This is a genomic window from Micromonospora sp. WMMB235, assembly GCF_001855515.1.
Classification (GTDB): domain Bacteria; phylum Actinomycetota; class Actinomycetes; order Mycobacteriales; family Micromonosporaceae; genus Micromonospora; species Micromonospora aurantiaca.
Genome location: NZ_MDRX01000001.1, coordinates 6,889,037 through 6,908,775 on the forward strand (window position 1 = coordinate 6,889,037; position 19,739 = coordinate 6,908,775).

At 72.6% G+C, this 19,739-nt stretch carries 12 protein-coding genes and 2 pseudogenes; 8 read left to right on the forward strand and 6 right to left on the reverse strand.

All coding sequences use genetic code 11. The features are described 5' to 3' along the window. Positions 1 to 166: 166 nt before the first annotated feature. The gene (locus BFV98_RS33150) at positions 167 to 589 is read right to left on the reverse strand and encodes a hypothetical protein (RefSeq protein ID WP_141722637.1); all 423 of its coding nucleotides are present in this window, start codon (positions 587 to 589) and stop codon (positions 167 to 169) included. A 657-nt stretch (positions 590 to 1,246) separates the two neighbouring features. Further along, entirely contained in the window at positions 1,247 to 1,999 is a 753-nt protein-coding gene (locus BFV98_RS30710) for a hypothetical protein (RefSeq protein WP_235437644.1), read from the reverse strand. 418 nt (positions 2,000 to 2,417) lie between these two features. On the opposite strand from BFV98_RS30710, the pseudogene BFV98_RS30715 reads away from it, so the two are divergent. Next, positions 2,418 to 3,618, forward strand: a pseudogene (locus BFV98_RS30715) (IS110 family transposase). 802 nt (positions 3,619 to 4,420) lie between these two features. Here BFV98_RS30715 and BFV98_RS30720 read toward each other — a convergent pair. Then, positions 4,421 to 5,215 carry a hypothetical protein gene (locus BFV98_RS30720; RefSeq protein ID WP_013476112.1) on the reverse strand — a complete coding sequence of 265 codons (795 nt, stop codon included), beginning with the start codon at positions 5,213 to 5,215 and terminating at the stop codon, positions 4,421 to 4,423. Positions 5,216 to 5,356: 141 nt separating this feature from the next. On the opposite strand from BFV98_RS30720, the gene BFV98_RS30725 reads away from it, so the two are divergent. Both BFV98_RS30725 and BFV98_RS30730 read left to right on the forward strand, forming a co-directional pair. After that, the gene (locus BFV98_RS30725) at positions 5,357 to 6,628 is read left to right on the forward strand and encodes a sensor histidine kinase (protein WP_041784246.1); all 1,272 of its coding nucleotides are present in this window, start codon (positions 5,357 to 5,359) and stop codon (positions 6,626 to 6,628) included. Positions 6,629 to 6,637: 9 nt separating this feature from the next. Then, positions 6,638 to 7,285 carry a response regulator gene (locus BFV98_RS30730; RefSeq protein ID WP_030275359.1) on the forward strand — a complete coding sequence of 216 codons (648 nt, stop codon included), beginning with the start codon at positions 6,638 to 6,640 and terminating at the stop codon, positions 7,283 to 7,285. 155 nt (positions 7,286 to 7,440) lie between these two features. Here BFV98_RS30730 and BFV98_RS33155 read toward each other — a convergent pair. From BFV98_RS33155 to BFV98_RS30740, 3 genes and pseudogenes are all read right to left on the reverse strand, one after another. Continuing rightward, positions 7,441 to 7,518, reverse strand: a pseudogene (locus tag BFV98_RS33155) (50S ribosomal protein L31); the annotation flags it as partial. 153 nt (positions 7,519 to 7,671) lie between these two features. Next, complete coding sequence (locus BFV98_RS30735; protein ID WP_013476115.1) at positions 7,672 to 8,667, reverse strand: alpha/beta hydrolase family protein; 996 nt, start codon at positions 8,665 to 8,667, stop codon at positions 7,672 to 7,674. A 15-nt stretch (positions 8,668 to 8,682) separates the two neighbouring features. Continuing rightward, positions 8,683 to 10,206, reverse strand: coding sequence for a VCBS repeat domain-containing M23 family metallopeptidase (locus BFV98_RS30740; RefSeq protein WP_091331550.1), 1,524 nt, complete (start codon positions 10,204 to 10,206; stop codon positions 8,683 to 8,685). A 395-nt stretch (positions 10,207 to 10,601) separates the two neighbouring features. Here BFV98_RS30740 and BFV98_RS32125 point away from each other — a divergent pair, with 395 nt between their 5' ends. The 5 genes from BFV98_RS32125 to BFV98_RS30765 are packed head-to-tail and all read left to right on the forward strand — an operon-like array spanning position 10,602 to position 19,732. Next, positions 10,602 to 13,886: a DUF2961 domain-containing protein gene (locus tag BFV98_RS32125; RefSeq protein ID WP_071098646.1), complete on the forward strand. Its 3,285-nt coding sequence runs from the start codon at positions 10,602 to 10,604 to the stop codon at positions 13,884 to 13,886. Next, complete coding sequence (locus tag BFV98_RS30750; protein ID WP_013476118.1) at positions 13,886 to 16,009, forward strand: family 43 glycosylhydrolase; 2,124 nt, start codon at positions 13,886 to 13,888, stop codon at positions 16,007 to 16,009. Before BFV98_RS32125 ends, BFV98_RS30750 begins: the two co-directional genes overlap by 1 nt. Further along, positions 16,006 to 17,619 carry a sugar ABC transporter ATP-binding protein gene (locus BFV98_RS30755; protein ID WP_013476119.1) on the forward strand — a complete coding sequence of 538 codons (1,614 nt, stop codon included), beginning with the start codon at positions 16,006 to 16,008 and terminating at the stop codon, positions 17,617 to 17,619. The genes BFV98_RS30750 and BFV98_RS30755 overlap by 4 nt, the downstream gene beginning before the upstream one ends. Further along, entirely contained in the window at positions 17,616 to 18,710 is a 1,095-nt protein-coding gene (locus BFV98_RS30760; protein ID WP_176921743.1) for an ABC transporter permease, read from the forward strand. Before BFV98_RS30755 ends, BFV98_RS30760 begins: the two co-directional genes overlap by 4 nt. 26 nt (positions 18,711 to 18,736) lie before the next feature. Then, complete coding sequence (locus BFV98_RS30765; protein ID WP_071098648.1) at positions 18,737 to 19,732, forward strand: substrate-binding domain-containing protein; 996 nt, start codon at positions 18,737 to 18,739, stop codon at positions 19,730 to 19,732. Positions 19,733 to 19,739 lie beyond the last annotated feature (7 nt).

Sequence of the window (19,739 nt, forward strand, 5' to 3'; positions counted from 1 at the left end):
GTTCGGAAGATCACTTCCAGTCAGTTCGGAGCCCTATGCCCCAAGGTGTAGGGCTGGGCGAATGAGCGAGGGAAAGCTGGTGGACCTGCGCCCGGCGCGGTGGCCGTCCTCCTTCGAAGGGCTTCGGCGGGCCGTTGCGGGGTGTCAGCGCCGTCAGCGGGGCCGGTCAAAAGGATCGCCAGGTGCGGGAAAGTGAGATCAGGCGCTCCTCAGCCCGCGAGCGCTCCTCGGCTACGCCCAATAGCCGCGTCCGTGGGCGATCGGCGAAGTCGGCCGCCGACACGTCCTCGAGGCGGGTGGCGCCAATCAGGTCGGCCTCGGCGGTGGTGATGAGCCCGGCGGCGACCGTGCGGGCGAGCACGACGTCGGGGTGTCCGCCGTCCGACGGCGGCACCGGCGGCTCCACGGGCGTACGCGGCTCACCGGCGCGCAGCGGCGTCCGAGCGGCGGGTGAGCGTAGTCTGAGTAGCCGCTGCGCCACCTTGGGCCCCCGCGTGGTTGAGCGCAATGCGGTCATCACCTCGGCCTGCACGTCCCCGGAGAAGCCGCGCAGCCGGTAAGCCGCTGGTGCAGTCCCGGGCAGGAGCACCCCGACCGCTCCGACTACCCAGGCGGACCGCCACCTCGGGCACTGTCGGTGAGCTGCCGCCACCCGGTCACTCACGGCGTAGCCGCAGGAAAGATGCATCAGGATCGCGGTCAACTCTGACAGCGCGATCCGCCGACGCGGCGGACCACCGCCGAGCGCCGGCCCGTCGACCGGCAGCGGCTCCGGGACGGTGGTCAGCAGCCGTAACGAGTTCGCGGAGACGTCGAAGGGTCGCTCGCCGTAGACCAGATGCGGCGAGGCCAGACCGGAGGCGGGCAGCGTGAAACGCAGGTGTGGCTGACCCGCCGTGCCACAGTGCGCTTTCGGTACTGACGAGCAGGTGCAGGTTGGCGGTGTTCGGCCAATGACGGCGCCCGTAGTCGAGTCAGTCGAGCAGTGCGTGGTGGGTCAGCTCGTCGAGCGGGCGGTCGTGACCGGCGATGGTGATGCGCCGGCCAGGCAGGTCGACGTCGTCGAGGTGCATCGCGCGGATCTGGCCGGGGCGCGCCGCGTGGACCGCGGCCAGTACGAGGAAGAGCCGGGCCTGCGGGGTTGTCGCGGCTGTAACGGCCTGGTTCAGCTCGTCGGGACGCAGGGGCTGCCAGATCGCGTCATCGACGCGTGGCCCTCTGACCCGGGCGGTCGGATTACGAAAGATCAGGTTGCTGTGCTTGGCCCAGCCGAAAAGCGACCGCAGGGCGTGGTCGCGGTCTGGCGTGGGTTGCCGTGCAGCCTGTCCAGATACGTGCTGACGTCGCGGCGGGTGACCTCCCGCAGGTGCTCGCGATGCCACGCCCAGTCGGTCAGCGCGGGCACGGTAGCGGCAACATAGCCGCGAACGGTCTCGACGCGCCGGGCGCGGACGTGTGGTCCGCCATCGCGCAGGACCGGGCCCACCGCAGCACATCGCGCCGAATGGGCGGGGCGAGGGTGGGCGAGTTTGGCGTGCAGCCATGGTTCGAGGGCGGCCGGTCGGTCATCGTCAACGACGGCCAAGGTGGCGAGGATCTCGATGACGCAGTCGAGGTTGGTGCAGCGGCGCACGACGATGTCCGCGAAGCCGCTGACCCGGATCAGATCGCCTTCCTGGTAGTCGGCGAGCAGCATTACCAGTACCCGTTGCATTCCCCGTCGTGTGACCGGGGTCCAGCCACGGGCTTCCGCGTTGGTGTGGGCCAGGTGCAGTACCCAGGCCAGCCAGGGGTTGTCCGGCGCGGGGCCGTGCCGCAGATCGATTGCGGCGTAGCGGTAGCTGCGCACTTCGGCGTCGAGCAGCGGCGGCTGGATCCATCCAGTGACCGGCCGGGCGGCCGGCGGTGGTGGTGGTTTGAGAGGCCGGCCCTTGGCTCCGTAGGGTCGCGGCGCAGCCCGGGGCCTGGCCGTCCGCCGGTCCATGTCGGCGAAGAACAACTGGTGGTGCCGGAGGTCGCGCAGGTGCGACGAGCTGGGCGGGGTTGTTCGGCTCCTGACGGCTCGGGAGCGGATGGCCGTCGCCGGGCCGGCAAGGATGGTCAGGCTGTGACGGCGCCTTGTTGGCGGGAGCCCCTATCGGGACACGTCGCGCCGGTCCGGCGGCAGCAAGCCCCCCCCGGTTACCTTTTTGATCGTCCCCAGCCGGGGCCCCTCGGTCGCCCGGCCCGGTATGACTTCCTGCCCCTGTCGTACGGATGATCCGGGGGGTGTTGTCGCCGGGTCGGGTGGCGTCGGTGGACCGCTGATAGGGACACGGCCACCCGTGTGGGGGTAGGTCTCTTCGTAACGTGGCTGCCGGCAGTCCGACGCCTGGACCAGCGGCCGAGGCCACGGACGATGCGTGGAGGCGGGTCTGGTGAACGACGAATACGGCGTCTACCTCGGCTTGGACGTCGGTAAGGGTGACCACCACGCAGTCGGGCTGGCTCCGGACGGCAAGCGGCTGCATGACGCGGCGTTGCCGAACACCGAGGCTCGGCTGCGGCAGCTGTTCGACAAACTCGCCCGCCATGGCCGTGTCCTGGTGGTGGTCGACCAGCCGGCCTCGATCGGCGCCCTGCCGGTCGCGGTGGCTCGGGCGGCCGGGCATCAGGTGGCCTACCTGCCTGGCCTGGCGATGCGGCGGATCGCCGATCTGCACCCCGGCAGCGCGAAGACCGACGCCCGCGACGCCTACGTCATCGCTGACGCGGCCCGCACCCTGCCGCACACGCTGCGGCGGGTCGACACCGGCGACGAAACTCTGGCCGAACTGGAGATCCTGGTCGGCTTCGACGACGACCTCGCCGGCGAAGCCACCCGCGTGTCCAACCGCATCCGAGGACTGCTCACCCAGATCCACCCCGCCCTGGAACGAGTCCTCGGCCCCAAGGTCCACCACAAGGCGGTCCTGGAACTGCTGTCCCGCTGCGGCGGCCCGGTCGGCCTGCGCAAGGCCGGCCGCCGCAAACTGCTCTCGATCGCCGCCGTCCACGCACCTCGCATGGGTGACCGGCTCGTTGAGCAGATCATGGCCGCTCTCGACGAGCAGACCGTCACCGTCCCCGGCACCCAGGCCGCGGAGACGATCCTGCCCCGCCTGGCCGACAGCCTCCGCGACATCCTGCGGCAACGCGACCAGGCCGCCGCCCAGGTCGAAAGGATGCTTGATGCGCACCCTCTTGCCCCGGTCCTGACCTCGATGCCCGGCATCGGCGTCAGGACCGCAGCCCGGATCCTGCTCGAAGTCGGCGACGGCAGCAGCTTCGCCACCCCCGGCCACCTCGCCGCCTACGCCGGCCTCGCCCCCCGTCACCCGACGATCCGGCAGCAGCATCCGTGGCGAACACCCACCCCGCGGCGGCAACAAGAACCTCAAACGCGCGTTCTTCCTCGCTGCGTTCGCAGCCCTGGCCGACCCCGTGAGCAGGGCCTACTACGACCGCAAACGCGCCGAAGGCAAACGCCACAACGCCGCCCTCATCTGCCTCGCCCGCCGTCGCTGCGACGTCCTATACGCCATGCTCCGCGACAAGATCCCCTACCAACCCCGCCCCACGACGCCGATCGCCGCTTGACGAACCCATAGGGACACCCCCCGGGACTCGAGCCGACAGATCAAACTCAAGGCACTGAAGGGCCGGCCGTAACGCGAGTCAGACCCGAGCACCGGGCAGCACCCGATCATCCTCACAGTCGAGTCGGCATGACACACGTTGGACAGGCGCGAGCGGGGAGCCGAGCAGGCAGAGCGGCCCACGGCCGCGGACGATCAGAAGACCACGAGCGTGGGCACGCCGTCGAGCCGGGTGAGGCCAACCGGCCCCGGCAGGCCGGCGCGACAACGGCGGGCCGTACCACGGGCGGTACCACCGGGCTGCCCGCGACCGGCCTGCTGCTGGTGGCGCCGGCGAACCCGTGGTGACCCCCGGCCGGACCTGCCCCGTCCGGCCGGGACGCGCCGGCCGTGCGGTGCGGTCACGACACCCAGACCGGTGGCGAACGCCGCCGGTTCGAGGGCAGCGCGTACCCGGAGCGCTCCAGTTCTCCTCGACTCCCCAGTCGGATAGGGTGCTCGTGCATCGATGATCGGGCTCACATCGGGGGGTTGTTGCCGTCTGGCGACGCCATCGTTCGCAGGCCAGAGCATGAGCATCGGCTCGACCAACCGCCCTCGCCCTCGCCCGGCCCGCAACGGTGCTGGCGCTCGTCGATCGCAGGGTGTCCCGGAAGGATGCCAGATGGGTACGGCGCGACCAGGGTACGCAGGTGGCCGGTCCGGGCCCCCGCAGCTGACGCCACCGACGGTTGCCCTTCACCGCCCCGGTTCGTCGTCGAAGCCCGTCGGACGGGAACGTGCCGGCCGCCGGAAGGGTCGTCCTATCGACGATGGACCGTGCTGACGGTGACCCGGTCGTCCGTAGCCTCGATGGTGCCGGTCCACTCACCGTCGTCCTTCTCGAACGTGATGATGGTGGTCCCGCCGGTCGTGCGGTCGCCCGTGACGTCGAAGAATCCCTGGGGCAGGGCGGTGCGGTAGAACGCGAGTACCCGCTGAGGGTCGGGCTCGACCAGGGTGAGCCGGGCGCCGGCGGCGGTGTCGGAGAGGTCGCGCACCTGGCTGCCCGGCGGGAACCGGAAGTTGAACGGCAGGTTCGTCACGCCCAGATCCCGGCCGGTCAGCGCCGGCTCCTCCGCCTGTGGCGGCGCGGTCGACTGCTCGGCCGGCCGGTTGCGGGCGAACGTGACTGTGGTGTCGCGCGAGGTGGCGATGACCTCGACGGTCCACCCGCGTCCGTCGAGGTGCAGAGTCTGACCGGTGTCGGTGCCCACCGGGTATCCGGCCGGCGGGCCCGCCTGGCGGTAGTGGGCGAGCACCTGCTCGGGCGGAGGAGCGGTGAGGATCACCGTGGCCGAGCCAGGGTCGCCGAACGCGGTGTCGACCTTGCTGCCGGCGGGGAACCCGAGCCCCGGTGCCACCCCGGCGACAGTCCGGCCGTCCACCTCGACCCGGTCGCCCTGGTCGCTGCCCGGCAGGCTCGCCGGGGCAGCCGTGCTCGTGGGGGTGGCGCTGTCCGGTCCGCTCACCGGCACGGCCGGGTTGCCGCAACCGGGCGCCGCGATCAGCAGCGCGATCCCGGCCAGCGCGGGTAGCTTCCGCTGGAGACATCTCATCTGCCTGTCCTTCCGGTCGTACCAGGATTCGGTGGAGCCGTCCCGATCATGCCTGGTGCGGTCGCACCCCCGCACGACGGACGAACTGCTGTCGGCAGTCCTGCCGACAGCGGTCCGGCCCGGTCCGGCATGCTGAGTGCCATGACTGCCACGGCCGCCGTCGCTCCGCCCGCTTCCCGCTCCGGTCCCGGCCCTTCCCCGGCGATTCCGCTGACCACCGGCCTGATCGGGCTGTTCGTCGTGGTGCGGATCTGCCAGGTCGCCGCCTGGCCGGTCGCGGTCCTCACCGGCGGCACGGCCGGACTGCGGTCGGTGCCGGCGGCGGTGACGGTGTACGCGGTCCAGACTCTCGCGGTGGTCGGCGTGCTGGTGTGGGTCCACGGACAGGGCGCGGTGGGCCGGGGGGTCGCCGGGCTGGACGCGACGGTGGCGCTGGTCGCCCTCGTGGCCGGCGGCCTGCTCACCCGGCCGGGCCACGGCACCGGGTTCAGCCATCCGGCCCTGCCGGCCGCGATCGGCGCGGGCCTGACCGTCGCGCTGGCACTGTCGCGTCGTCAGGCCCTCGCCTGGTACGCCGCGCTGGCGGTCGGCTACCTGCTCGGGGTGCACGCCACGGTCTCCCTGGGTCCGGCGGCGCTGTCCGGGGCGGCGGGGAACCTGCTGGCACTGGTGGGTGTGCCGGCGGCCGCCGGCCTGGTGGTCGGTGCCCTGCGGCAGGCCGCACTGCGCGCCGACCGGGCGACCGTACGGGCGGTGAAGGCGGAGGCGGCGTTGGCCGAGGCGGGGCAGCGGATCGCGGCGCACGCCGCCTACGCCTCGGAGGTGGCACAGCAGCACCGCATGTTGCACGACACCGTGCTGTCCACGCTGGACGCGGTCGCCCGTGGCGCGGTCGACACCGGTGATCCGGTGGTGCGGCGTCGACTCGCCGCTGACGCCGACCATCTGCGTGGCCTGATCGCGTCCGCCGGTTCCGCGGTCGGGATGCGGCTGGTCGGCGAGCTCACCACGGTCATCCGGGAGTTGGCGCCGACCGGCCTGCGGGTGCACCTGCGGGTCACCGACGTCCCGCCGGACGTGCCGCCGGCCGTGGTGCGAGCGCTCACCGGCGCGGTCCGGGAGGCGCTCAACAACGTGATCCGGCACAGCGGCACCTCGACCGCCTTGGTGACGGTGGCCGGCCCGGCGGCGGGGACGGACGACCCGGACCCGGCGAGGCTGCGGGTCACGGTGGCGGACCGCGGGCGCGGCTTCGACCCGGACCGGATCCGGCCAGGGCTAGGGTTGTCCCGGTCGGTGCGCGCGCGGATCGGTGAGGCCGGCGGCGAGGTGCTGGTGGACAGCGGAGCAGGTCAGGGCACCACCGTCGAGATGAGCTGGCCGCCCGGCGCGTGGACGTCGGCGGCTGGGTGAGAGGGCCGGATGATCACTGTCGCCGCGATCGACGACGACCGGATGCTGCTCGACGGGCTGCGTACCTGGCTGGCACCGGTCGAGGACGTTCGCCTGGTGCAGGTCGCCGCCACGGTCGACGGCTATCTCGACGGACTCGGCGGTGCGGACGCGCCCCGGGTGGTCCTGCTCGATCTCAACCTGCGCGACGGATCCGACCCGGCGGACAACGTGGCGCGTGTCCGGGCCGGCGGCGGGCGGGTGCTGGTCGTCTCGGCGGTCCCCGACGCCGACGGCGTGCTGGCCACGATCGGTGCCGGGGCGGCCGGCTACCTCACCAAGAGCCATCCCCTGGACGTGCTGGTGGAGGCGATCCGCGAGGTGGCGTCCGGCGGGTCGGCGATCAGTCCGGAACTCGCGTTCGTACTCAGCCGCGACGCCCGCGCCGACCGGCCGCGGCTGTCCCCGCAGGAGCGCGCGGTGCTCACCGCGTACGCCTCCGGGGCCACCCTGGCGGCCGCCGCGCGCCGCGCGGGCGTGGCCTACGGGACCGCGCGCGAGTATCTGGAACGGGTCAAACGCAAGTATGCCGAGGTGGGCCGCCCGACCCGGACGAAGTTGGAGTTGGCCGACCGGGTGCGCGAGGACCGGCTCGACCTGGGTGGTCCCGGCCGCTGAGCCCGCACCTGGGCAGTATCCAGCCGGCGTCGCGTCAGCCGCGACCACGTACCAGGGGCGGGGATACCTCTCCACGATCTCGACCAGCAACCTCGTCGTGGACGGACGGACGCCGCGCATCGCGTACCCGGCGCGCAGCAGCATGCGCGCCTCGGTCAGCGCGGCTCCCGGGGCTCGCGACGGGCGTACTTGGCGCGGAACTTCTCGACCCGGCCCGCCGTGTCGAGAAGGCGTGTTGAGCGGTCGGTAGCCTCGGCGCGGTGGCGGAGGATGACTTCATGATCGGGCTGAGCCCCCTTGGACGCGCGGCGTGCGGTCCGCCGACCGGGCGTGGCAGGCCGTCGCCGGATTGGTGGCGGCCTGCCACGCGCCGCAGGTCCGGTGGGTCAGCCGGCGCGGCGCAGCCGGCCGAGCATGCCGGCGAGGTCCTGGACGAACAGTTCGTGGCGGAAGTAGTGGCCGCCCGGCACCTCGCGCCACTCGTGCGGGATGCCAGCCCGGCTGAGCGCTCCCCGGAACTCGCGCTGGCCCGCCAGTACCTGGCCCTCGTTGACCGAGTCGAACCAGTTGACCGGGTCGGGTGACGTGCCGGCCGCCAGGAAGATCCGCTTGTTGCGGTAGCTCTCGATGCGCTCCATCGGGTTGTCCGCGCTGACCCGTGCCTCGTCCCACAGGGGCGCGCCGTACACGGTGCCGCCGCCGAGGTCGAGCGCGGCCGAGGTGATGTTCGCCCAGTGCACGACCAGGCCGAAGTCGCGGCGCAGGCTGGCTGGCCCGGAGTGGGAGCTGACCGAGCAGAAGTGGCCGTAGTACTTCGCCGTGTACTTGAGGGCCCCGAAGCCGCCCATCGAGAAGCCGGCCACGGCGCGGCCGTTGTACTCGGGGAATGTGCGGAAGTTGGCCTCGATCCAGGGGAGCAACTGGGCGATGTGGAACGTCTCCCAGTTGCGCGGCCCGACATTGGTGCTGACCGGGTTGCTGTACCAGCCAGTGGAGGCGTCCGGCATGACGACGATGATCTCGCGGCCCGCGGTGAGGTTGATGATGTTGTCCTGGAGGTGGAACGTGCGGAAGTCCGCGTTGCCGCCGTGCAGCAGATACAACACCGGGTAACGCTTGCGGCTGGTGTGGTAGCCGTCGGGCAGCAGCACGTTCACCGCCGGATCCCACTCGATCGCGTCGGTGGCGAAACGGTAGTACTGCAACCGGCCGCCGTTCTCGTTGCGGTCGACGATGCGCAGGCCGTACCCGTTGACGGCTGCACTGGCCGCGGACGGCGCGGTGAAGGCGCCGGCGAGGGCGCCGGTCGCCGCGACCGCGGCGGCGCCGGTGAGCAGCCGCCGGCGGCTCACGGTGGGGGAGATGTTCCGGTCGTGCGGCATGGTTCCTCCTGGGGCTCAGAGTGTGGTTTCGCTGGTGAGGCCGAAGTAGTCGTGCCATTTGGTGCTGGGGGCGAATGTGGTGCCGGTGGAGAGTGCGACGTAGATGTCGTTGGTGGTGCCTTTGGTGAAGACGATGAGGTCGTCTTTGCCGTCGCCGTTGGCGTCGGCGAGGTAGGGGAATTCGCCGGTTAGGCAGAAGAAGTCGTGCCACTTGATCGTGGTTCCGGCGAAGGTGGTGCCGGTGGAGGTGGCGGCGTAGACGTCGGCGTCGGTGTTGCAGGTGAAGGTGACGATGTCGTCGCGGCCGTCGCCGTTGATGTCGCCCACCCGGGGCTGCTCGGCGCCGACGGCGAACAGGTCGTGCCATTTCTGCGGTGCCCCGAAGCCGTTGCCGGTGGACAGGGCGACGATGACGTCGGCGGCGGTGGCGGGGCCTTGGGTGAAGGTGATGATGTCGTCGCGGCCGTCGCCGTTGACGTCGCCGAGGGCGGGGAACTCCCCGGCGATGGAGAAGTAGTCGTGCCATTTCACGGCGGTGCCGGTGAAGGAGGTGCCGGTGGACAGGGCGACGTAGACGTCGGCGTTGGTGTCGTGGGTGAAGGTGATGATGTCGTCGCGGCCGTCGCCGTTGACGTCGCCGACGGCGGGGACTTCGGTGCCGGGGGCGAACCAGTCGTGCCATTTCGCGGATGCGGCGAAGGATGTGCCGGTGGACAGGGCGACGTGGACGTCGGCGGTGGTGCCGTGGGTGAACACGATCGCGTCGTCGCGTCCGTCGCCGTTGACGTCTCCGGTCAGGGGGGTCTCTCCGGACAGGGCGAACCAGTCGTGCCACTTCACCGACGTGCCCGCGAACGACGAACCCGTCGACGTGGCCACATACGCGTCGGCCAGCGCACCGTGGGTGAACGCGACCACGTCATCCCGGCCGTCACCGGTGAAATCCGTCGGCGAACCACCGAAATAGCGGGGCGCGGGCGGCGGCGGCGTGCCGCAGTTGTCGCTGACCAGGAACCGCTGGTTGTATTGGCCGGGATACGGCGCGAGCGAGACGCCGTTGATCGAGATGACCTGGCCGACACCGTTGTAGAGCTGCTCGTAGTGCACGTGCGCGCCGGAGGAGTTGCCGGTGCTGCCGGTGATCCCGATCTGCTGCCCCTGCTGCACGTAGGCGCCGTCGGGCACCGAGTAGGCGCTGAGGTGGAAGTAGTAGGTGGTCCATCCGCCGCCGTGGTCGATGACGATGTAGTTGCCGGCGCCGCTGGGCTGCGAGTAGCGCCGGGCCACTCCGGCGGCGGACGCCATCTGGGGCGTACCGCCTGTGACACCGCCGTCGGCGCGGACGAAGTCCAGCGCCTGCCGCACCTCGGCGTTGTGGTGGCTGTACGTCCACCGCTGCCCGCAGGGGAACGGTGCCTTGAAGTTGGGCGCGGCGAGTGCCGGTGACGGGGTGACCGTCACCGCGGTGAGGATGGCCGCGGCCAGGGTGAGCAGCGCGACGAGGGCCCGCCGGACGGGACGCGTCGGGAATCTGGGCATGCGGTGACTCCTCGTCGGAAGAGGGATGCACTGTCGGAGCGGCGCGTGGGCGCGTCGGGCCAGGGGCCGGTGTCGCCGATGGGCGGGCCCTGACAGTTCGCGTCGGAGAAGGGGCGGCTGGCGCCCCGATCGGCGGGACGGTGGCGCTGAGGAGAAGTGAAACCGCAGACTTCGGAGCCTGTCAATACCCGCCGGGGTGGTGAGTGTTGCCGGAAAACTTCCTTCAGCGTCGCTTCCGCCCGGCCTGGCTGCGCGGCGTGCGGGCCGACCCGCCGCGAAGATTCCTGCCCTGGAGGGAAAGCCGGGCGCAAAGTATTGACAACCGTGGAAGTCTCGAAGTTAACTCGCCAGCAATCGATTTCTCATGCTCCTACGGCCGCTCGGAAGGGACACCGATGAGGCTTCGCATCGGCCGTTGGGCCGGCGCCGCAGCAGCCGCGCTGCTGGCCGTTGCCGTGCCCGCGACCTCGTCCGCCGCCGCGCCGGCCGCCACGTCGGCGCCCGCTCCCGCTCTCGCCGTCGCCGACGACAAGGGCCCGATCGGCTGGGACGCCTACCGCCGGCTCGACCGCCTGCCGGAACTGGCCGCCGGCACCCGTACCCACCAGTTCTCCAGCTTCGGCCGCGACGGCTCCAACGACGACGGCTTCGTCGGCACCTGGTCGTGTCTGCGTCGGAGCGGGGGATGTGTGATCGCCGAGGCGCACGGTCCGGGCGAGGTGCAGTCGATCTGGTTCACCCGCGACGACGGCAACGTCCGCGCCACCGGCTGGATCCGCGTCGAACTCGACGGCGTCGTGGTCGTCCAGGCCGACCTCCAGGATCTGGTGGACGGGCGGCTCGGCAGCCCGTTCGTCGCGCCGCTCGTGAGCAACGCCGACCAGACGTCCGGCGGCGTCACCGTCAAGGTGCCCATGCCCTACCGGGAGTCCATGCGGATCACCACCCAGAACAACCCGCTGTTCCACCACGTCACCTACCGGACCTTCACCGACGCGGCAGGGGTGCCCCGGTTCGATCCGGCCGACCCGGCCACCGACGTGGTCACGCTGCTGCGCGCCGCCGGCACCCGCGACCCGAAGCCCGCCCAGGCCGGCGCCTCCACCACGCGCGTCACCGTCACCGCCCCGGCGCAGGGGCAGGTGTCACTGGCCGCCCTGACCGGGCCACGCGCGATCACCGCGCTGCGGCTGCGCGTACCGGACGCCGCGGCCGGGGCGCCGACGCTCAACGGGCTGCGGCTGCGGATGACGTTCGACGGACGTACGACAGTGGACAGCCCGGTCGGCGAGTTCTTCGGCGCCGGGCTGGGCGAGCGCACCGTACGGTCGCTGATGTTCGCCATGGACTCCGCGCCGGGCGGCTGGTACAGCACATGGTGGCCGATGCCGTTCCGCACCGCCGCCGCCGTGACGCTCGTCAACACGACGGGCACCGCAGTCGGCGGCGTCGAGTTCGAGGTGACGTCGGCGCCCGGCGCCGAGTGGACGTCCCGGCTCGCCGCCGACGGCAGCGCCGGTTACTTCACCACCCAGTCACGCCGCGCTGAGGCGGTCGGCGGCGCGGACTGGATCATCGCCGACCAGTCCGGCCGGGGCCGGTTCGTCGGCGTCTCGCAGACCATGCGGGGCCACATCATCGGCGGCAATACCCGCAACTACCTGGAGGGCGACGAGCGGGTGCACGTGGACGGCTCGCCCACGCCGCAGATCTACGGCACCGGCACCGAGGACTTCTACGAGTCGGGCTGGTACTTCAACCGCGGCGAGTACAGCGGTGTCTTCACCGGCAACACCGCGCACCTGGTCCGCGGCGGCGGATGCGCCGACGAGTGCGACGCCGCCTACCGGCTGATGATCGGCGACGCGGTGGCGTACGGCACCGCGCTGCGCTTCGGCATCGAGCACGGACCGGCCAACGACATGCCCGCCGAGTACGCCTCGACCGCGTTCCTCTACACCCAGCGCACCGTGACCACGCGCCGGACCGACACCGTCGTCACCGGCGACGCCGCCAGCCGCGCCGCGCACGCGTACACCGACTCCGCGGCGACCCAGACCGCGCTCACCGCCGCCTTCGAGGGCGACGACGACAACGTCCCGCAGACCGGCCAGGTCCGTGCCACCACCGCCACGGTCCGCTTCCGGCTGGCGATCGACCCGGCCAACCAGGGGGTACGGCTGCGCCGCCACGGTGACCAGGCCGGTGGCTACCAGCAGGCGGCCGTGTCGGTGGACGGCACACCGGCCGGGGTGTGGCTCCAGCCGCTGGGCAACGACAGGCAGCGCTGGCTGGCCGACGAGTTCGTACTGCCCGCGGCGCTGACGGCGGGCCGGTCGGCGGTGACCGTCCAGCTCACCCCGGCGAGCGGCGCGCCGGCCTGGACCGCCGCCCGATACCTGGCCGACAGCATGATCGCGCCGTTCACCGACACTGTCGCCCCGGCCCCGGTCGCCGGTCTCGCCCTGGCCGGCGGGCGCGTGCACGCGCTGGGCCTGACCTGGTCCCCCTCCGCCGACGACGTCGGCGTGGTCTCCTACCGCGTCTACGCGTCCCGGAACCCGGGGGTGGCGATCACCGCCGCCAACCTGGTCGGCACCACACGTGCCACCATGTTCCGGCACGGTCCGCTGCCGGCCGCGCAGACCCGCTACTACCGGGTCGTTGCCGTCGACGGGTCGGGCAACGCCGCCGCGCCCTCGGCCGAGGTGTCGGCCACCACCCGTACCCGCAACACCAGCGACGCCGACGGCGACCGCCGCGACGACGCCGTCGACTTCACCCGCGGCGCCACCGCCGACGTGTTCACGTCGCTCTCCGACGGCACCCGGTTCGTGCCGGACAGCCGGCCCTGGAACGACTTCTTCGCGGTCGGCGCGGAGGTGCCGCTCACCGGCGACGTCAACGGCGATGGCCGCGCCGACGTCATCACGTTCACCCGTGGCGACAGCGCCGACGTCTACGTCGGGCTCTCCACCGGCTCCGGCTACTCCGCGGGCGTCAAGTGGCACGACTTCTTCGCCGTCGGCGCCGAGATCCCGGCGGTCGGCGACGTCAACGGCGACGGCCGCGCCGACATCATCACCTTCACCCGCGGCGCCGCCGCCGACGTCTACGTGGCGCTCTCCACCGGCTCCGGCTTCGGACCCGGCGTCAAGTGGCACGACCACTTCGCGCTCGGCGACGAGTTCCCGGCGGTGGGCGACGTGGACGGGGACGGGCGGGACGACATCGTGACGTTCACCAGGGGTACGACCGGCGACGTGTTCGTGTCGCTGTCCGACGGCACCCGCTTCGTGGAGGACGGCTGGAAGTGGCACGACAGCTTCGCCGCCGGCGACGAGCTGCCGGCGGTGGGCGACGTGGACGGGGACGGGCGGGACGACATCGTGACGTTCACCAGGGGTACGACCGGCGACGTGTTCGTGTCGCTCTCCGACGGGGGCCGCTTCGTGCAGAGCTCCTGGAAGTGGCACGACCACTTCGCCTTCGGCGACGAGCTGCCCGGGGTGGGGGACTTCAACGGCGACGGCCGGGCCGACGTGGTCGCGTTCACCAGGGGCCTGACCGCCGACGTGTTCGTCTCGCTCTCCACCGGCGGTGGATTCGGGCCACCGGGCAACCGCTGGCACGACCGGTTCGCCCCCGGCACCGACCTGCCCCGCCCGAGCGTGTCGTGATGCGCGCCCGGCGTGCCCTCGCGGCGCTCCTGCTCGGGGTGGCCCTGGTGGCGGTCCCGGCCGGACCGGCAGCGGCCGACGACCCGGTCCGGTTCGAGGCCGAGTCGCTCGCCGTCGTCTCCGCCACCGCGCCGGTCGGCGCGCAGACCGACTGCTGCGGGGTGAGCTGGTCCGGCGGACGGCAACTGTGGTTCCGGGGCGCCCGCGCCGGTGACGCGGTGACGCTCACGCTGCCGTCGGTGCCGGCCGGGCAGTACGACCTCGGCGCGGTCCTCACCCGGGCCGGCGACTACGGCACGCTGCGCTTCGCCGTCGACGGGGTGGCGGTCGGCCAGCTCTTCGACGGGTACGCGGGCGCGGTGCAGCGCACCGGGGCGGTGCCGCTGGGCTCGGTGTCGCTGACGGCCGGCACCCACCGCCTCACCGTCACGGTGACCGGCCGGTCCGCGTCCTCCACCGGCTTCTTCGCCGGGCTGGACACGGTGACGCTGCGTCGCGTCGGCCCGCTCGCGGCGGTCACCACCACGCCGTACGAGACGCTCGGTGAGACACCGGCGCGGGGCGCGTCCACACGCGTCTACGACCCGAGCGCCGGGGAGTCGACGACCTGGTACTACAACGACCACACGCTGGTGCGGCACGAGCAGACCGGCGTGTGGCACCTGTTCGGCATCACCCACGCCGAACCCGGTGCGCCGCAGGACGAGAAGGTCTTCGGGCACGCCACCGCGCCCACCCCGACCGGCCCGTGGACGAAACGGCCGGTGGCGCTGGCCGCCGACCCCGGGGCCGGGGAGCAGTGGATCTGGGCCCCGCACGTCGTCCACCACAACGGCGTCTACCACATGTTCTACGCGGCCGGGAACCCGGACTACGCCCGGTACCGCATGCACCTGGCCACCTCGACCGACCTGTTCACCTGGACCCGAAGCTCCGCCAACCCGCTGTTCATCGACGGGTGGGAGGGCCGCGACCCGATGGTGACCCGGGTCGGCGACCGCTGGGTCATGTACTACACGGCCACGTCGAGCCCGTCCGGCGGCAACCATGTCGTGGCGTACCGGACCAGCACCGACCTGCGCTCGTGGAGCGGCCGCGCGATCGCGTACACCTCGCCGCACACCGGCCGGGCGGGCGGGCAGACGGAGTCGCCGTTCGTGGTGCGCCGGGGGGAGTGGTGGTACCTGTTCGTCTGCTGCGACGGCACCGACTACGGCGCCGCGTACCGGCGCACGGCCGTCTACCGCAGCCGCGACCCGCTGCGCTTCGACGGCGCGGAGAAGGTGACGGTGCTGGACGCGCACGCCGCCGAGGTCGTGGTGGACGGCTCGAACTGGTACCTGACCCACGCCGGCTGGGGTCAGGGCGGGCTCTGGCTGGCGCCGCTGACCTGGTCGACCGGCGTGGTGGCGCGCGGCTGGACGGTGACCACCGGTTTCCTGCGCGCCGACGTGCGCACCTGGCCCAGCGCCCGGATCGCCGAGCTGGCCGTCGACCCGGCCGGGGCCGGCAATCACCGTCCCGCGCTCGACTCGTCGCACCGGGGCACCGGGCCGTACCTCGCCGTCGGCCGGTTCGACGTGACCGACCGGGCCGGGGCGCCGGACCGGGTCGACGTGTCCGCCGACGGCTCCCGGATCAACCTGGTCGGCATCCCGTTCGGCGACGAGCCGGTCACCGCCGACTGGCTGCTCACCGTGACGCCCCGGTGGACCGGCCCCGGGTTGCAGAGCGACGTCACCTGGTCGGTGAACGGGTGGCCGACCGCCGCGGTGTGGGAGGTGGCGTTCAACATCGACGGCGCGTCGCCGCTGGTCGGCGACCCGGCGGTGGAGGCGCGGCCGACAGGTGACGTCACCGGCATGCCCCGCTGGACGATGAGCACCGGCGACGGGCTCTCGGTGGTCGCGGCGCACCGGTGGGGGTCGGCCTGGCGCGGCGACAACACCTGGTACGACGCCGGCCACGCGATGGCGGCCTGGCAGCCGCTGTGGCGCTCCGGCGGCCTGTCCTGGGCGCCGGGCCAGTACGCGGGCGGCACCTGGCGTCTGACCGCGAGCGGGGTCCGGCGGGACGTGCAGTTCGCCGACGCCGCGCACACCGCGATCAACGCGATCCCGTGACCGGCGTGGACACCCGCGACGCGCCCGGCCCTAGCGGCCGGGTGGTGGTCGCGGCAACCGGAGTGGCCAAGCGGTTCGGCGGCGTGACGGCCCTCGACGGCGTCGACTTCGACGTACGGGCGGGCGAGGTGCACGCGCTGCTGGGCGAGAACGGCGCGGGCAAGTCCACCCTGATCAACATCCTCTCCGGCGTGATCACCGACTACGACGGAGAAGTCGCAGTCGACGGGACGCCGGTACGGTTCACCGGCCCGGCCGCCGCCCAGGCCGCCGGGATCGCGACCATCCACCAGGAACTCGACCTGGTGCCCGCCCTCTCGGTGGCCGACAACCTCGTGCTCGGGCGGGAGCCCCGGACCCGGCTGCGCACAGTCGACCGGCGGGCCGCGGGCCGCACCGCGCGCGAGCACCTGGACCGGCTCGGCGCAGACATCGACCCGCGCCGCCCGGTGGGCTCGCTGCGCGTCGGCGAGCAGCAACTCGTCGAGATCGCCAAGGCGCTCGCCCTGGACGCCCGCGTACTCGTCATGGACGAGCCGACGGCCGCGCTCGCCGACGGGGAGGTACGGCGGCTGTTCACCACAATCGGCGGCCTGCGCCGCCGGGGCGTCGGCGTCGTCTACATCTCCCACCGGATGGAGGAGATCGAGGTCGTCGCGGACCGCGCGACGGTGCTGCGCAACGGTTCCGTCGCCGGTGTCGTACCGGCCGGCCGGATGGACCGGCGGCGGATCGTGGCGATGATGGTCGGCGGCCGGGCCGCGTCGCTGTTCGAGCCCGCCCCGGCGGAAACGGCCGGCGCTCCCGGCCCGCCGCCCGGATCCGCCGGCGGCGGCCCGCTGCTGCGTGTCACCGACCTGGCCGTGCGGCCCCGGACGCCCCGGCTCGGCCGCTGCGAGCCGGACGGCGTCAGCCTGACCGTGCGGGCCGGCGAGATCGTCGGCCTGGCCGGGCTGATGGGCGCGGGACGTACCGAACTGCTGGAGACCCTGTTCGGCGCCGGGTCCGCGGGTCGCCGCACCGGCGCGGTGCTGCTGGCCGGCCGCCCGTACGCGCCGCGCCGCCCCCGCGCGGCACTGCGGGCCGGCGTCGGCTTCGTCCCGGAGGACCGGCGCCGCTCCGCGCTCGTCCTGGACCACCCGGTCGGCCGGAGCATCGTGCTGGCCGCCCTGTCCAGGCTGACCACGGCCGGGATCGTCAGCCGACGCCGGGAACGGGCGGCCGTCGCGCGGTCGGTCACCGACCTGGCGATCAAGACGGCGTCGGCGGCCACGCCGGTCGGCGCGCTCTCCGGTGGCAACCAGCAGAAGGTGGTCTTCGCCCGGCACCTGCTCACCGAGCCGCGGCTGCTCCTGCTGGACGAGCCGACCCGCGGCGTCGACATCGGGGCGAAGGCGGAGATCTACCGGCTGCTGCGCCGGCTCGCCGGCGACGGCATGGGCATCCTGCTCGCCTCCTCGGAACTGCCCGAGCTGCTCGGCGTCTGCGACCGGGTGGTGGTGCTGCGCCGTGGCCGGGCCGTGGCCGACCTCGCCACCGGCGGCTGCACCGGCGAGGACATCCTCGCGGCGGCGATGGGCGGCCCGGCCGCCGGAAGGGACGACCGATGACCGACACCCGAGTGCCGCCGCCCGAGCCGGCCGTGACCGGGGCGCCGCCCGCCGCCGGTACGGCCGGACTGCGCGGCGCGACGGCCCACTGGCTGCGTCGGCCGCGCAGCCGCCGGGAACTCGCCGACCGGCTCTTCGCGGTGCAGAGTCTCTTCGCGCTGCTCGTGATCTTCGTCGTGGCGATCCTCGCCTCACCGCGCCGCGACGGCGAGATCCTCTTCCTCACCGCCGGCAACCTGGGGAACATCGTCCGCGCGGTGTCGGAGATCGGCATCATCGCGATCGGGATGACGTTCGTCGTCCTGCTGGGCGGCATCGACCTGTCGGTCGGGGCGATCCTCGGCCTGTCGGCCGTCGGCACCGCGACGCTCATGGTCGACTCCGGACTCGGCATCCTGCCCGCCGTCGCCGCCGTGCTCGCGATCGGCGTGCTGTTCGGCGCGCTCCAGGGGTACGCCGTGGCCCGCCTCGGCATCCAGTCGTTCATCGTGACACTGGCCGGTCTCCAGGTCGCCCGGGGCATCGCCCGGATCTGGTCCGGCGGCCTCGGCATCCCGATCGCCTACGGCGACGGACCCCAGGAGGCGCCGCCCGCCTTCGAACTGCTGAACGGCTCGATGAACGGCGTGCTCCCGGTGCCGGCGGTGCTGTTCGTCCTGATCGGGGTGGCCGCTGTGGTGGTGCTGCGGACGACGGCGTTCGCCCGGCACGTCTGCGCGATCGGCGGCAACGAGAAGGCGGCCCGGCTCTCCGGTGTGCCGGTGACGCGGGTCAAGGTCGCCGTGTTCGCCGTCGCCGGCCTCCTGGCGGCGGTGGCCGGAGTGGTGCACGCGGGACAGCTCAACCAGGGCAGCCCGAACGACGGCGCCGGATACGAGCTGGACGCGATCGCCGCTGTCGTCATCGGCGGCACCAGCCTGGCCGGCGGCTCCGGCTCGATGGGCGGCACCCTGGCCGGCGCGCTGCTGCTCGGCATCCTCAACAACATCCTCGCGCTCAACAACATCGACGCCAACGTCCAGCTGCTGATCAAAGGACTGGTGATCGTGCTCGCGGCGGCGCTGCAGAAGCTGCGCCGCGGCATCGCCTGACCGAACCGACTCCGAGGAGCCACCCGATGGACAAGCGAACCACACTGCTCGCGCTGCTGGTCACCGGCGCGCTGGCGATCACGACGGGGTGCAGCGTCGAGAAGCCGTCCGACGACGCCGGGCGGGCCCGCGCCTGCGGCGCCGGCAAGGACTTCCTGATCGGCATGTCCCAGGCCAACAACGCCGAGCCGTACCGGCAGGTGATGAACAACGACGTGCAGACGGCGGCGAAGTCGGTGCCCGGCTTCCGCGTCGTGGTCTCCGACGCCGCCCAGGACAACAGCAAGCAGGTCGCCGACGTGGAGAACTTCCTCACCCAGAAGATCGACCTGCTGATCATCTCGCCGAACGAGGCCAAGCCGCTCACCGCTGTGGTGAAGAAGGCGTACGACCAGGGCGTGCCGGTGATCGTGCTGGACCGCAAGGTCGAGGGGGAGGCGTACACCGCGTTCATCGGTGGCGACAACGTGGCGATCGGCAAGGCGGCCGGCGAGTTCTACGCCACGACGCTGCTGCCCGACGGCGGCAAGGTGATCGAGATCGCCGGGCTGCCCGGCTCGACCCCCGCCGCCGAGCGCGCGCAGGGCTTCCGCGACGGCATCGCCGCCAACCCGAAGATCCAGATCGTCGCCTCCCAGCCCGGCGACTGGCTGCGGGAGAAGGGACAGTCGGTGGCGGACGCGCTGATCAAGGCCCACCCGGACGTGTCCGCGATCTACGCGCACAACGACCCGATGGCCGAGGGCGCCTACCTCGCCGCGAAGTCGGCGGGCAAGGCGCAGCGGATCAAGTTCACCGGCATCGACGCGCTGCCGGTGCCCTCCGGCGGGATCAAGGCCGTCGAGCAGGGCCGCCTCGCCGCCACGTTCCAGTACGCCACCGGCGGCCGGGAGGCGGTCGAGCTGGCCCGGAAGATCCTCGTCGACTGCGCCGAGGACGTCCCGCGTACCACCACGCTGGGCACCATGCGGATCACCAGGGAGAACGCCGCCGAGGCGTACGCGAAGCTCGGTGGCCTCTGAGCGCGGG